Below are 14,336 nucleotides of genomic sequence, written 5' to 3'. Positions count from 1 at the left end.
AGACGTTGTCACTGGGACGCCGCCCGGCCTGCCCGGGTCCGCGCCGCGGTTCCCGGCGGGAACCAGCTGCTAGGCCAGCAGTCGCTCCAGCACCACCGCTATGCCGTCCTCCTCGTTGGAGGAGGTCACCTCGTCGGCCACCGCGCGGAGTTCCTCGTGGGCGTTGGCCATGGCCACGCCGCGGGACGCCCAGGCGAACATCGGGATGTCGTTGGGCATGTCGCCGAAGGCGATCGTGTCCGCGGCCTTCAGGCCGAGGCGGCGGGCCGCCAGGGAGAGGCCCGTGGCCTTGGACAGGCCCAGCGGTAGCAGCTCCACAATGCCCTCGCCCGCCATGGCGACGGTGACGAAACCGCCGGCGGCCTGCCGGGCGGCCTCCGCCAGCTCGTCGTCGCCCATCGTCGGATGCTGTATGTAGATCTTGTTGAGCGGAGCCGTCCAGAGGTCGGACGCGTCCGTGAAGGGGGTCGCGGGGAGCTTGCCGGTGACCGCGTAGCCCGGGCCAACCAGCACCTCGCCGTCGAGGCCGTCCCGGCTGGCCGCGAGGTACAGCGGACCCACCTCGGCCTCGATCTTGGCCAGGGCCACACCCGCCAGCTGCCGGTCCAGGGTGACCGAGGTCAGCAGGCGGTGCGCCCCGGCGTCGTAGACCTGCGCGCCCTGGCCGCAGACGGCGAGGCCCCGGTAGCCGAGGTCGTCCAGGATGTGCCGGGTCCAGGGGACCGCGCGGCCGGTGACGACGATGTGGGCCGCGCCCGCCGCGGTGGCCGCGGCGAGCGCGTCTCGGGTGCGTTGCGAGACCGACTCGTCGGAGCGCAGGAGCGTTCCGTCGAGGTCGGTCGCGATCAGCCGGTAGGGCAAGCCGGTCACTTGGCGACCGGCTCCAGGACCTCCCGGCCGCCCAGGTACGGACGCAGCACTTCGGGGACGCGGACGGAGCCGTCGGCCTGCTGGTGGTTCTCCAGGATCGCCACGATCGTGCGCGGTACGGCGCACAGTGTGCCGTTGAGCGTGGCGAGCGGCTTGACCTGCTTGCCGTCGCGGACGCGGATCGACAGGCGGCGGGACTGGAACTCGGTGCAGTCCGAGGTCGAGGTCAGCTCGCGGTACTTGCCCTGGGTCGGGATCCACGCCTCGCAGTCGAACTTGCGGGCGGCCGAGGCACCGAGGTCACCGGAGGCGACGTCGATCACGCGGAAGGGCAGCTCCAGCGAGGTCAGCCACTGCTTCTCCCACTCCAGCAGCCGCTGGTGCTCGGCCTGGGAGTCCTCGGGGGCGACGTACGAGAACATCTCGACCTTGTCGAACTGGTGCACACGGAAGATGCCCCGCGTGTCCTTGCCGTGCGAGCCGGCCTCGCGGCGGAAGCAGGGCGAGAAGCCCGCGTACCGCAGGGGCAGCTTGTCGGCGTCGAGGATCTCGTCCATGTGGTACGCGGCCAGCGGGACCTCGGAGGTGCCGACCAGGTACAGGTCGTCCTTGTCGAGGTGGTAGACGTCCTGGGCCGCCTGGCCGAGGAAGCCGGTGCCCGCCATGGACTGCGGGCGCACCAGCGCAGGGGTGAGCATCGGCGTGAAGCCGGCCGCGGCGGCCTGCGCCATCGCCGCGTTCACCAGCGCCAGCTCCAGCAGGGCGCCGACACCGGTGAGGAAGTAGAAGCGGGAGCCGGAGACCTTGGCGCCGCGCTCGACGTCGATCGCGCCGAGCAGCTGGCCGAGCTCCAGGTGGTCCTTGGGCTCGAAGCCCTCGGCGCCGAAGTCGCGGATCGTGCCGTGCGTCTCCAGCGTGACGAAGTCCTCCTCGCCGCCGACGGGCACGTCGGGGTGGACGAGGTTGCCGAGCTGGACCAGCAGCTCCTGGGTCTCGGCGTCGGCCGCGTCGCGCTCGGCGTCGGCGGCCTTGACGTCGGCGGCGAGCTGGCTCGCCCGCTTCAGCAGCTCGGCCTTCTCGTCGCCGGTGGCCTTGGGGATGAGCTTGCCGAGCTGCTTCTGCTCGGCGCGCAGCTCGTCGAAGCGGACGCCGGAGGACCTGCGCCGCTCGTCGGCAGACAGGAGGGAGTCGACGAGCGCGACGTCCTCTCCACGGGCGCGCTGGGACGCGCGCACACGGTCGGGGTCCTCACGGAGCAGGCGAAGGTCAATCACGAGGCCAAGGCTACCGGTGCGGGCTTGCCACTCACGACTCCCTATTCCACGGACTCCGGATTCACCACTTTTGTCGCTTACGTTCCGTTATACGGTAATTGCAGAACGTGTCGGAAGATATCGGAACGCGTCACAAAGCGTCGGAATGCGTCGTGACGCGTCGGAACAAGCCGTCAAGGACGAGTGTCTCACTCCCTGGGACGGGGCAGTGTTCCGGCGCCGGGTTGACCGGATTTCCTTGTGGAGAACGGCACTTCGCGGGCCCGCTGTCCACAGCCGTCCACACCCTCCCAAGAGTTATCCACAGCCTGTGTGGAAGATCTGTGGACTTCGGAATTGATCACTCCGGATCATCGTGACGGACTCAAGAATTCCCAGGACAAACCCATGTCACACCCACTTTTGAGTGGAAAGGGGTCGCTCCAAAAGATGAATCAACGGAAACGAGTGGACGAAGGGTGAGGTGCAGGATGGTGGCCGCATCAGGGGCGCAAGCGGAGATTTGTCGACCGGCTCACACACCCTTGTCGACTTGTCCCCAGGTCGAGAAGCTGACCTGTGGATAACTTCTGTGGATAACGAAGATATGCAGGTAGTACTGGCCGGAAGCAGCCTACGGCCGCCTCAGAACCGGCCGTCCTGGCAGCGCGCCACCCAGTCCGCCGCGACCATGAACTCCTCGTCCGACGTCCCCGGCCGGGTCCCCGGAGCCTTGTCCGGCCCGATGTCCGCACGCGGATAGGAGCCGAGGAAACGCACCTGCAGACAGATCCGCTTCAGACCCATCAGCGCCTCCGCCATCCGCCGGTCGGAGATATGGCCCTCGGCGTCGATGCAGAAGCAGTAGTTGCCGATGCCGGCGCCGGTCGGCCTGGACTGCAGCAACATGAGGTTGATGCCGCGCGAGGCGAACTCGCCGAGCAGGTCCCGCAGCGCGCCGGGGTGGTCGTCGCGCTGCCACAGCACCACCGAGGTCTTGTCGGCGCCGGTCGGCGCGGCGGGCCGGGCCGGGCGGCCGACCAGCACGAACCGGGTCTGCGCGTTCTCCGCGTCGTGGATGCCGGTCTCCAGGGCCTCGAGGCCGTACCGGGCGGCGGCGAACTCGCCCGCGAAGGCGGCGTCGTAGCGGCCCTCCTGGACCAGGCGGGCCGCGTCCGCGTTGGAGGCGGCCGACTCCCAGTGCGCGTCCGGGAGGTGCCCCCGCATCCAGTTGCGCACCTGCGGCTGGGCCGCCGGATGGGCGGAGACCGTCTTGATGTCCGTGAGCTTCGTGCCGGGCCGGACCAGCAGCGCGAAGGTGATCGACAGCAGCACCTCGCGGTAGATCGTCAGCGGTTCGCCCGCGACCAGCTCGTCCAGGGTGGTGGTGATGCCGCCCTCGACGGAGTTCTCGATCGGCACGAACGCGGCCTCGGCCTCGCCGGCCCGCACCGCGTCCAGCGCGGACTGCACCGACACATAGGGGACGAGCTCCCGGGTGGCCGCTTCCGGGAGGGTCCGCAGGGCGACTTCGGTGAAGGTGCCCTCGGGGCCGAGATATGCATAGCTCGCTGGCATGTCCTCACCCTAATGGCGCCACGGCGAGCCGTCCCCTCTGTCTCACGACAGCCACTCGACCGGGTGGTTTGACGCCGGAAAGCCCAGCAGAACCCGTAAACCCCGTAACCCCGGCGGACTCCGGGCTAGCCCTCCAGCAGCCGTTGCCCCACGTACTCGCCCGTCGCCGCCCCGCCCGGCACCGCGAACAGGCCGCTCGCCTCGTGCCGGATGTACTGCGACAGCGCGTCGCCCCGGTCGAGCTTGCGCTGCACCGGGACGAAGCCGCGCAGCGGGTCGGCCTGCCAGCAGACGAAGAGCAGACCGGCGTCGGGCGTGCCGTCCGTGTCGAAGCCGTCGTGGTAGGAGAAGGGGCGCCGCAGCATGGCCGCGCCGCCGTTCCTGTCGGGCCGGGTGATCCGGGCGTGGGCGTTGAGGGGGACGACGTACTCGCCCTTGGCGTCGGCCTTCTCCAGGTCCATCGGGGTCGTCTCGTCGCCCCCGGACAGCGGCGCTCCGTCGGACTTCCGGCGGCCGATGACCGCCTCCTGGGCCGGCACCGACAGCTTCTCCCAGTCGTCGAGGAGCATGCGGATGCGGCGTACGACGGCGTAGGAGCCGTTCGCCATCCAGGCCGGCTCGCCCGAGGAGGGCACGAAGATCCGCCGGTCGAAGTCGGGGTCGGCCGGCCTGGGATTGCGGGTGCCGTCCAGCTGGCCCATGAGGTTGCGGGCGGTCATGGGGTGCGCGGTGGCGCCCGGGGTGCGGTTGAAGCCGTTCATCTGCCAGCGCAGCCGGGCCGCGCCGCCCGCGTCCTTCTGGATCGCGCGCAGGGCGTGGAAGGCGACCAGGGCGTCGTTCGCACCGATCTGCACCCACAGGTCGCCGTCGCTGCGCGCCTTGTCGAGATGGTCGGAGGAGAAGTCCGGCAGCGGGTCCAGCGCGCTCGGCCGCTGCTGCTCCAGACCGGTCCTGCCGAAGAAGGAGTGGCCGAAGCCGAAGGTGATCGTCAGCGAGGAGGGACCGGCGTCGCGGGCCACATCGGTGTCGTCGTGCGGCGCCGCCTCGCCCGCCATCAGCCGCTCGGCGGTCGTGGACCAGCGGCGCAGCAGGGCCGTGGCCTCCTTGCGTCCGGCGCCCGCGACCAGGTCGAAGGCGGCGAGGTGGCCGCGCGCCTGGAGGCCCTCGGTGATGCCGGGCTGATGTTTCCCGTGAAACATCGCCCGATCGGAGCCCACCGAGCTCAGCGGGGTGGCCGGGGCGGGCGCGGCGGCATAGCCCACGGCCCCGCCGGCCGCGCCGAGAACGAGCCCGGTGGCGCCCGCGGTGCCGAGCAGGGCGCGCCGGGAGAGGCCCGCGCCGTTGCCGGAAGTGGCCTCCGGCGCGGGGGACTCGGGCGTACGGGCCTGGGGGACGGACTGGTCGGGCATGGTGTCGTTCAGCCGATCTGCGCGTTCTTGGAGACGGTCACCTGGTCGATGTCGGAGGTCCGCACGGTGACGGCGATCTTCCAGTCGCCGGCCATGGGGATCTGCACTCCGCTCGCCGACCAGTGGCCGGTGGTGATGCGGTCGGGGGTCACCGGGAGCGGGCCGATCTTCTTGGCCTCGAGGGTGAAGGCCACCTTCACCTCGGGGATGTCGAAGGCCCGGCCGCCCGGCCGCTGGACGTACACATGCATCTCGTTGCCACCCACACGCGCGGGGTCGAGGTCGATGCTGACGACGCCCTTGCCGTCGGTGCCGCCGGTGTCGAAGGGCATGTCCAGGGTCAGCGCGCCGTTGGAGGGCGCCGTGGCCGAGGCGGAGGAGGACGAGGAGGCCGCCTTGGCGTCCAGTTCGGTGCGGCCCGGCTCGGTCTGGGTCAGCCAGGTGGTCACGGCGAGCAGCACGACCGCGACACCGGCTTCGGCGAGCACCGTACGGCGCAGCCCGAAGCGGTTCGCGTCGCCGTCCCGCAGCCGCTTCTGCCGGGCGACGTCCATCGCGGCCCGCTGCCGGGCGAGCTGGGCGGCACGCTGGGAGTCACCGGAGCCGGTGTTCTTTCCGGCCGCCTTCGCCGCGGTGACGCGCTCCTTCTCGGCCTCCCCGCTCTCGGCCTCCCCGTCGGCGTCGGCCATGGCGGCGTTGTCGGCGAGCCGCCCCGTCCACCGTCGCGAGATCGAGGCGATGCCGACCAACAGCGCCACCAGCCCGATCTTGACCAGCAGCAACTGCCCGTAGCGGGTGTCGGTGAACGCCGACCAGGCGCCCAGCTGCCGCCAGGACTGGTAGATACCGGTGGCGACGAGCACGACGACGGAGCCGAAGGCCAACCGTGAGAAGCGCCGGACGGCGGCGGACTCCACCGGTGTCTCGGCGGGCGCCCGGTACAGGGCGACCAGCAGGGCGGTGAGCCCGCCCAGCCAGGTGGCGACGGCGAGCAGGTGGACGACGTCGACGGGCATGGCGATGCCCGGCTGGAGCCCGACCGAGGCGTGCTCGGCCATGGCCCAGCTGCTCGCGAGGCCCGCCGCGACGACCACGCCGCCGATGGCGAGCCCGAAGGTGAGATCGCGCTTCTCCTGGCCCTCGTCGCGCTTGGTGTAGGCACCGAAGAGGACGGCGATGAACAGCGCGGCGGCGGCGAGCAGCAGCAGCCGGGAGACCAGCGTCGCGCCGGTCTTGGTCTGCAGCACCTGGCCCAGCAGTCCGAGGTCGAAGACGTCGGCGAGCTTCCCGGAGGTGGTGTACGAGCCGCGCAGGAGCAGCAGCCACAGGGTGGCCGCCGTCAGCGTGAGCCAGCCGCCGACCACCAGCCGCTGCAGGGCCCGTACGCCCGCGCCGCGCTGCCAGCAGGCGAGCACGAAGGCCGCGCCGCCGGCGAGCACGATGAACCCGGCGTACGACGCGTACCGCCCGATCGCGTAGAGCCCGCCCACGGCTCCGCCGCCCGCGACCGGCCCGGTCCCGGAGACCACGGTCTGCGAGGGCGCCCCGATGGAGAAGGTGTAGGCGCCGGAGACGGGGTGGCTGTCGGCCGAGACGACCTGGTAGGTCACCGTGTAGGTGCCGTTGCCCAGACCGCTCCTGAGCTTCACGGCGTACGTCGTCCCGCTCAGGTTGGCCGGTGTGCCGGTCTGGACCGGCTTGCCCCGGGGGTCGAGGACGCGCAGGGAGTCGTCGTTCATCGCCACCTTCTCGGAGAAGGTGAGCGCCACCTGGGCGGGTGCCTGCTTGACCACCACCCCCTGTGCAGGGTCGCTGCCGGTCAGGGCCGCGTGCGCGGAGGCCGGTCCGGCACCCGCGAGCAGTGCGCCCATGACGGCGAGGAGCAGCAGCACCAGGGTGCGCAGGCTGCCCCGGTGTCCCGTGGGGGTGATGGTCCGCGTCACGGTGTCGGTCCCTCCCTCAGTGGCCGGTCGACGGGTTGTACGTGGCGGACTTCACCGGCATCTCGACGGTGAGGGGCCCGGACTTGGTGAAGGTGAGCTTCACGGTGACCGTCTGGCCCTGCTTCGGCTTGCGCTTCAGCTTCTCGAACATCAGATGGTTGCCGCCGCTTTTGAACACGAGTTGACCGTGGGCGGGTATGGCGAAGGAGCTCTGCTCCCGCATGGCGCCGCCCATGGTGCTGTGCATGGTGATCTGGCCGGCGACGTCACTGGTCACCGAGGTCAGCTCGTCCCCGGCGCCGCCCTTGTTGGTGATCGTCAGAAAGCCGGCGGCCATGTCGGCGGAGACCGGCTGCGGTATGTAGGGCCCGCTCACCGACAGTTCGGCCTTCGAAGACCCGGACCCCGCCCCGGAGCCGGAGTCCGAGCCGGAGCCGGAGCCGGAGTGCGAGCCCGAGCAGCCCGCGAGGGCCAGGGCGCCGGCGAGCGCGGCGGCCGTGGTGAGGAGGGCAGAGCGGCGCCTCACGGATTCGCCCCCTTGACGAGCTTGGGCAGGTCCTTGGTGTAGTCGTCGACCGTGGCGTCCTCGCCGTAGAGGACGTAACCGCCGTTCGTCTTCGGGGAGAAGGCGATGACCTGGGTGCCGTGGACGGAGACGAGCTTGCCGTTCTTGTCCTTCGTCGTCGGCTCCACGGAGATGCCGACGGAGCGGGCGCCGGCCTGGATGGTGGCGAAGTCCCCGGTCAGGCCGATGAACTGCGGGTCGATGCCCTTGAGCCACTTGCCCAGCTCGGCCGGGGTGTCGCGGCCGGGGTCGGTGGTGACGAACACGACCCGCAGGTCGTTCTGCTCGGCCTGGGGCAGCGCCTTCTTGGCGACGGCGATGTTGCTCATCGTCGTCGGGCAGATGTCGGGGCAGTGGGTGTAGCCGAAGTACAGCAGGGTCGGCCGGCCCTTGGTCTCCTGGCGGAGGTCGTACTTCTTGCCGTGCGTGTCGGTGAGGACCAGGTCCGGCTTCTCGAAGGGCTGGTCGAGGACCGTGGCGGGCTTGGCCGAGCCGGACTCCTCCGAGACCACGGAGACCGGCGACTTGTCGTCGTTCCCGCTGCCGCAGGCGGAGAGGGTCAGGGTGGCGGCGGCGAGCAGCGCGGCCGCGGCGAACGTCTTCTTGCGCATAGAGAAATGTCCCAGATGTGAGTAATCCGGCGCGCACCGGGGGTCGTACGACGGCCAGGACAGCGTCGCACGCACCGTACGCCCCCCGGTGCGCGGTGCGGTCCGGTCTAGGCGGTCCGGCGGCGGCCGGCGAGGACGCCGTAGGCGACGCCCGCGACGCCGACGACGATGCCGACCACGGCGAGCACGCGCGCGGTGGTGTCGGTGTCATGGGAGTCGGTGGCGGCGGCCGCGTTCGCGGTCCTGTCGGAGGCGCCCGCGGCGCTCGCCGTGCCGTGGTGGTCGTCGGTCGCGGCGGACAGCTCAAGCACCGGCGCCGGGTTCTCCGGCTCGTCCTGCCCGGCCTGCGGCACCTCGATCCAGCGCACGACCTCCTTGTTGGAATACGTCTGGATCGCCTTGAAGGCGAGGTGGTCGGTGTTCTCGGGCAGGGCGCCGAGGGAGAGCGGGAACTTCTGGAAGTATCCGGGCTGGATGCCCTTGCCGTCGGCGGCGGTCCAGGTGACCTTGGTGACGGCCTCGTCGATCTTCTCGCCGTGCATGGTCAGCGGCTTGTCCAGCTTGGACTTGGTGACCTGCACGTTCCAGCCGGCGACGGGCTCGGGCATGACCGAGGCGAGCGGGTGGTCGGCCGGGAAGCTGACCTCGATCCTGGTGGTCGAGGCGTTGTCGCGCTCGTTGGGGACCTTGAAGTCGACGACCGCGTAGCCGCCCTTGGCCGCGGCGCCCTCCGGCTGCACGGAGACGTGTGCGAAGGCGGGGACGGACAGCGCCAGTACGGCCGTGCCCGCGACGCCGGCGGCGGCAAGGGCACGGGAAGCGATACGAGAAGCCTGCATGGCAGGAGCACTCCACTCTGAGAGTTCTGGTGACGACGAGAGGTACGCGTGCGCGTGGCCGTGCCCTTGGGTGGGCTCACGGTGCGCACGCGCGCGTGCCGCGCGACGGCGGCAGTCCTCTCCCCGCGTCGGTGGAGTGGTGCGCGCGTCGCGTCAGGCGGCGAGACGGAAGCCGGCGGCGGGCGGGCCGCGCCGGATCACCGTGTGCTGGAGTGCGGTGGTGTGCGGGCCGGGCGCCTCGTCCCGGGCGGTACGACGGCCGCGCGGGAGGAGCCGTGCGCCGGGCAGCAGCCCGGCGCACAGGGCGCGCGCCAGCGCGAGGGCAGCGCGCAGGGACCGTACGAGCGCCCCCTCGGTGACTCCGTGCGCCGACAGTTCGATCAGACGCAGCAGCGCCAGGTCGCCGCGGCGCAGCAGCCAGCCCGCGGCGACGGCCGCGAGGACGTGGCCGAGCAGCATCGGCAGCGAGGGCAGCAGCGCTGCGGAGGGGCCGGTGGCGTCGTACGCGTGGCGCATGCCGCCCATGACCGCCACGGGGCGGCCCGAGCGGTCGACGAGGTGCGCGGCGAGCAGCAGATGGAAGGCGCGCCCCGGGGTCAGGGCGGTCGGGCTCGCCCCGCACAGCAGCCGCGCGGCCTGCTCGACCAGCGCGGTGTCGCTGAGCGAGGAGACCGCCGAGCCGGTGGAGTTCATCGACTCCGTCGACCCCGTCGCCATCCCCCCGGCGGCCATGGCGGTCCCGTGCTGGCCCAGCCCGAACAGCGTGTGCAGCGCGGTCTGGCCGAACGCGAGGAGCGCGGCGATGCCCGGCAGCGAGCGGGTCCGCCCGGCGAGCGGCACCACGAGCAGCAGACAGCCGAGGAAGCCCGCGCCCAGCGTCCACAGGGGCACGCCCGCGCAGGAGGCGAGGGTGTGCCCGCACGCGGCCAGCGCGACGCAGACCGCGGCGAACACCGCGGCCCGCAGGATCCGGAGCCCGGCTCCGGGATGCGCCGTGCGCGGGTGGGGGGCAGTCATGGCGGCCTCATCATCGCACTGCGCCGACGGGCCTCCTGCGGCAGGGCCGGGAGAACGCCCCTCATACACCGATTCCTCCCTGAGCGCATCGGCTGTATGGGCGGAGTCACGTCAACTGTGTGCTTACGGCCCTCTACGGGCGGCAATACGTATCGGTATGTCGTTCCGCGGCCAGGAGGCTGGAGCATGAGCATCTGGTGGTCACTCCATCTGCGCCGCGAGGCAGCGAGCGTGCCGCTCGCCCGGCGGCTGTTGATCGGCACCATGGAGACGGCGGGCGTCGACCCCGAGATCTCCTACGACCTGTCCGTCGCCCTGACCGAGGCCTGCGCGAACGCCGTCGAGCACGGCGGGAACACGCCGCACGGCGGCTCCTCGGAGGCGTACCGGGTGACCGCGTATCTCGACGGCGAGAAGTGCCGTATCGAAGTGGCCGATTCCGGGCCGGGGTTCGCCCGTACCCAGGAGCTGCGGCCCGCCCGCGCGGACGCCGAGCACGGCCGCGGGCTCTGTCTCATCCGGGAACTCGCCGACCACGTCCACATCGGCGCCAAGCCCGGCCGGGGCGGCACGGTGGTCAGCTTCGACAAGATCCTCAAATGGACGAAGGATCCCTCACTGCTGACGGCATAGTGAGGGCATGGAGATCGAGAGCGGCGACATAGCGACCGGGGTGACGCTACGGCTTCTGGCCCGGGCCGACGCGGGCGCGCTGAGCGCGGCCTACGTGGACAATCGTGAGCACCTGCGGCCGTGGGAGCCGCGCCGGCCGGAGTCCTTCTTCACCGAGGCGGGACAGCGGGAGCGGATCGACGGGCTGCTGGGGCTGTACTCCGGCGGTGCCGCGGTGCCGCTGGTGTTCCAGGCGGCGGACGGGCGGATCGTCGGGACCATCACCCTGACCGGGATCGTCCGGGGGCCTTTCTGCAGTGCCTCCCTCGGCTACTGGGTGGCCGCCGACCAGCAGAAACGCGGCCTGGCCACGGCCGCGGTGGAGCGGGTCTGCCGGATCGCGCGGGACACGGTGGGGCTGCACCGGATCGAGGCCTCCACGCTGGTCGGGAACACCGGATCGCAGCGGGTGCTCGCGAAGTGCCGCTTCGAACCGATCGGCATGGCCCCGGACTACCTGCACATCGACGGGGAGTGGCGGGACTGCCGGCTGTTCCAGCGGATCCTGCACGACCGCGATCCCGCCTTGTGACGAGCCCCTCGCAGCCTCTCTCAGGCGTCCAGCACCTTCGCCAGCACCTCCAGCGCCTCCGGATACACCCGCTCGCGGGGCGTGCCGTAGCCGACGACCAGGCCCTGCGGGCGGTGTCCGTCAGGTGTGTGCCAGTGGTCGCCGAGGGCGCCCAGGGCGAGGCCCTCCGCCTCCGCGCGGGCCAGCACCTCCGCCTCGTCGGGCACGTCGATCAGCGCGTGCAGCCCCGCCGCGATGCCGTGCACGCTGCGGCCCGCCCCCAGCCGGTCCAGCAAACGGTCCCGGCGGCGCCGGTAGCGCAGCCGGCACGCGCGCACGTGCCGGTCGTAGGCGTGGCTGTCGATCAGTTCGGCGAGGGCCAGCTGGCCGATGGTCTCGGTGTGGTGGTCGCTGTGCAGCTTGGCGTCGGCGACCGCGTCGACCAGGGGCGGCGGCAGCACCATCCAGCCGAGCCGGAGCGCGGGGCCGAGCGTCTTGGAGGCGGTGCCGAGGTACACGACCTGGCCCGGTGCCATGCCCTGCAACGCGCCCACCGGCTGGCGGTCGTAGCGGAACTCGCCGTCGTAGTCGTCCTCGACGATCAGTCCGCCACGCGCGCGTGCCCAGTCGGCGAGCGCCCGCCGCCGCTCCGGGCGCAGGGTCACCCCCGTCGGGTACTGGTGCGCCGGCGTGACCACCACGGCGGCGGCCTCGCCCAGCTCCTCGGGACGGACGCCGCGCGCGTCGACCGGCGCCGGCAGGACCGTTCCGCCATTGCGCCGCACGACCTCCCGGTGGAACGGCAGCCCCGGGTCCTCCATGGCCACGGCGGCGCCGTCCAGCACGCGCGTGAGCAGCGCGAGGCCCTGGACGTACCCGGAGGTGATGACGATCCGCTCCGGCGGCGCCAGCACCCCGCGCGCCCGGCCCAGATAGCCGGACAGCGCCGTGCGCAGCTCGATCCGGCCGCGCGGGTCGCCGTAGTCGTACGCCAGGGAGGGCGCTGTCGCTATGGCCCGGCGCAGCGCGCGCAGCCAGGCCGCCGCCGGGAACGCGCCGACGTCCGGACTGCCGGGGCGCAGATCGAAACGCGGGGCACGCGTGCGTGCCGCCGTGCCGGGTTCCGCCGAGGCGACGGGCGGCAGCTCGGCGACCCGGGTGCCCGAGCCCTGGCGTGCCGTCAGATATCCCTCGGCGACGAGCTGGTCGTAGGCGGCCTTGGCGGTGCCGCGCGAGATACCGAGGTCGGTGGCGAGCCGCCGGGTGGCCGGCAGCCGGGTCCCGGGCACGAGGCGCCCGTCCCGTACGGCGTCCCTCAGCGCCCGCTCCAGGCCGATGCGGCGTCCGTCCGCCGAGTCCGGCTCCAGGTGCAGATCCACACCGACACCGGACCAGAAGTCGTCCACGAGAACCTTCCCCCCAGGCACGCGAATGGCCGGGCACCTTCCCGGTACCCGGCCATTGAAACCCAGATCAGCCCTTCAGCGCGGCCATCCACGCCTCGACCTCGTCGCTGCGGCGCGGCAGGCCCGCCGAGAGGTTCCTGTTTCCGTCCTCGGTGACGAGGATGTCGTCCTCGATCCGGACGCCGATGCCCCGGTACTCCTCCGGCACGGTCAGGTCGTCGGCCTGGAAGTACAGTCCCGGCTCGACGGTCAGCACCATGCCGGGCTCCAGGACACCCTCCACGTACGTCTCGGTCCGCGCGGCGGCGCAGTCGTGGACGTCCATGCCGAGCATGTGGCCGGTGCCGTGCAGGGTCCAGCGGCGCTGCAGGCCCAGCTCCAGGACGCGCTCCACCGGACCCTCGACCAGACCCCACTCGACGAGCCTCTCGGCGAGCACGCGCTGGGCGGCGTCGTGGAAGTCGCGGTACTTGGCGCCCGGCTTCACGGCCGCGATGCCGGCCTCCTGGGCCTCGTACACGGCGTCGTAGATCTTCTTCTGGATCTCGCTGTACGTGCCGTTGACCGGCAGCGTGCGGGTGACGTCGGCGGTGTAGAGGGTGTGGGTCTCCACGCCCGCGTCCAGCAGGAGCAGGTCGCCGGAGCGGACCGGGCCGTCGTTGCGGACCCAGTGCAGGGTGCAGGCGTGCGGGCCGGCCGCGCAGATGGAGCCGTAGCCGACGTCGTTGCCCTCCACGCGCGCGCGGAGGAAGAACGTGCCCTCGATGTAGCGCTCACTCGTGGCCTCGGCCCTGTCGAGCACCTTCACGACGTCCTCGAAGCCGCGGACCGTGGAGTCGACGGCCTTCTGCAGCTCGCCGATCTCGAACGCGTCCTTGACCAGCCGGGCCTCGGAGAGGAAGACGCGCAGCTCCTCGTCGCGCTCGGCGGTGACCTTGTCGGTCAGCGCGGCCTCGATGCCGGCGTCGTAGCCGCGCACCACGCGCACCGGGCCGGTGGCCTCGCGCAGCGTGCCGGCCAGCTCGCGCACGTCGGCGGCCGGGATGCCGTACAGCGCCTCGGACTCGGCGAGGGAGTGGCGGCGGCCTACCCACAGCTCGCCCTGGCCGGAGAGCCAGAACTCGCCGTTCTCGCGGTCCGAGCGGGGCAGGAGGTAGATCGTTTCCTCGTGGCCGTCGTCCTTGGGCTCCAGGACCAGGACACCGTCCTCGGTCTGGTTGCCGGTGAGGTACGCGTACTCGACGGAGGAGCGGAAGGGGTACTCGGTGTCGTTCGAGCGGGTCTTCAGGTTGCCCGCCGGGATGACCAGGCGCTCGCCCGGGAAGCGTGCGGAGAGCGCGGCGCGGCGGCGCGCGGTCTCGGCGGCCTGCGGGACCGGCCGCAGATCACGCAGCTCCGTGTCGGCCCAGCCGGACTTCATGTTCTCGGCCAGCTCGTCGGAGACGCCCGGGTACAGGCCGTTCTTCCGCTGCTTGATGGGCTCCTCGGACGCGGTCTCCGGGCCCTCTGCGGTAGCAGAGTCGGGCACAGCCGGGTTGAGCTCGTCGGACACGTGATCCTCCTCGATACGCCATGTGATCTCCCCCGGGGCCCGCGCGCTCCTGCTTGTGGCCGAGCGGGGGCCTCCATCATCGTACGGTCGTACCGTGGGCGGACCGGGGT

The 14,336-nt window shown here is 71.8% G+C and carries 13 protein-coding genes; 2 read left to right on the top strand and 11 right to left on the bottom strand.

The window, feature by feature from the left end; all coding sequences use genetic code 11:
- Positions 1-69: 69 nt before the first annotated feature.
- The 9 genes from ABT288_RS00735 to ABT288_RS00695 form a co-directional block, all read right to left on the bottom strand.
- Positions 70-870 carry an HAD family hydrolase gene (locus ABT288_RS00735; RefSeq protein WP_351600906.1) on the bottom strand — a complete coding sequence of 267 codons (801 nt, stop codon included), beginning with the start codon at positions 868-870 and terminating at the stop codon, positions 70-72.
- Complete coding sequence (serS, locus tag ABT288_RS00730) at positions 867-2,144, bottom strand: serine--tRNA ligase (protein ID WP_351600904.1); 1,278 nt, start codon at positions 2,142-2,144, stop codon at positions 867-869. The genes ABT288_RS00735 and serS overlap by 4 nt, the downstream gene beginning before the upstream one ends.
- A 624-nt stretch (positions 2,145-2,768) precedes the next feature.
- Entirely contained in the window at positions 2,769-3,701 is a 933-nt protein-coding gene (pheA, locus tag ABT288_RS00725) for a prephenate dehydratase (protein ID WP_351600901.1), read from the bottom strand.
- A gap of 125 nt (positions 3,702-3,826) precedes the next feature.
- On the bottom strand, positions 3,827-5,110 hold the full coding sequence (efeB, locus tag ABT288_RS00720) for an iron uptake transporter deferrochelatase/peroxidase subunit (protein WP_351600898.1): 1,284 nt from the start codon (positions 5,108-5,110) through the stop codon (positions 3,827-3,829).
- A gap of 8 nt (positions 5,111-5,118) precedes the next feature.
- Positions 5,119-7,053, bottom strand: a complete 1,935-nt coding sequence (locus ABT288_RS00715; RefSeq protein ID WP_502972711.1) for a copper resistance CopC/CopD family protein — start codon at positions 7,051-7,053, stop codon at positions 5,119-5,121.
- Between the two features lie 16 nt (positions 7,054-7,069).
- Complete coding sequence (locus ABT288_RS00710) at positions 7,070-7,579, bottom strand: copper chaperone PCu(A)C (RefSeq protein ID WP_351600895.1); 510 nt, start codon at positions 7,577-7,579, stop codon at positions 7,070-7,072.
- The gene (locus ABT288_RS00705) at positions 7,576-8,229 is read right to left on the bottom strand and encodes an SCO family protein (RefSeq protein WP_351600892.1); all 654 of its coding nucleotides are present in this window, start codon (positions 8,227-8,229) and stop codon (positions 7,576-7,578) included. Before ABT288_RS00705 ends, ABT288_RS00710 begins: the two co-directional genes overlap by 4 nt.
- A 107-nt stretch (positions 8,230-8,336) precedes the next feature.
- Positions 8,337-9,068 carry a YcnI family copper-binding membrane protein gene (locus ABT288_RS00700; protein WP_351600888.1) on the bottom strand — a complete coding sequence of 244 codons (732 nt, stop codon included), beginning with the start codon at positions 9,066-9,068 and terminating at the stop codon, positions 8,337-8,339.
- A 153-nt stretch (positions 9,069-9,221) separates the two neighbouring features.
- Entirely contained in the window at positions 9,222-10,085 is an 864-nt protein-coding gene (locus ABT288_RS00695; RefSeq protein ID WP_351600885.1) for a hypothetical protein, read from the bottom strand.
- A 186-nt stretch (positions 10,086-10,271) separates the two neighbouring features.
- On the opposite strand from ABT288_RS00695, the gene ABT288_RS00690 reads away from it, so the two are divergent.
- Both ABT288_RS00690 and ABT288_RS00685 read left to right on the top strand, forming a co-directional pair.
- On the top strand, positions 10,272-10,718 hold the full coding sequence (locus tag ABT288_RS00690; RefSeq protein ID WP_351600882.1) for an ATP-binding protein: 447 nt from the start codon (positions 10,272-10,274) through the stop codon (positions 10,716-10,718).
- Positions 10,719-10,725: 7 nt separating this feature from the next.
- Complete coding sequence (locus tag ABT288_RS00685; protein ID WP_351600880.1) at positions 10,726-11,289, top strand: GNAT family N-acetyltransferase; 564 nt, start codon at positions 10,726-10,728, stop codon at positions 11,287-11,289.
- A 20-nt stretch (positions 11,290-11,309) separates the two neighbouring features.
- Here the strand turns inward: ABT288_RS00685 and pdxR are convergent, their stop codons facing one another.
- Both pdxR and ABT288_RS00675 read right to left on the bottom strand, forming a co-directional pair.
- Positions 11,310-12,674, bottom strand: a complete 1,365-nt coding sequence (gene pdxR, locus ABT288_RS00680) for a MocR-like pyridoxine biosynthesis transcription factor PdxR (protein ID WP_351600877.1) — start codon at positions 12,672-12,674, stop codon at positions 11,310-11,312.
- 67 nt (positions 12,675-12,741) lie between these two features.
- The gene (locus ABT288_RS00675) at positions 12,742-14,226 is read right to left on the bottom strand and encodes an aminopeptidase P family protein (RefSeq protein ID WP_351600874.1); all 1,485 of its coding nucleotides are present in this window, start codon (positions 14,224-14,226) and stop codon (positions 12,742-12,744) included.
- Positions 14,227-14,336 lie beyond the last annotated feature (110 nt).

The sequence above is a fragment of the Streptomyces sp. NPDC001093 genome (assembly GCF_040298985.1).
GTDB lineage: Bacteria > Actinomycetota > Actinomycetes > Streptomycetales > Streptomycetaceae > Streptomyces.
The sequence above is the reverse complement of the archived record's forward strand: the minus strand, read 5'-3'. Positions and strand labels throughout refer to the sequence as shown.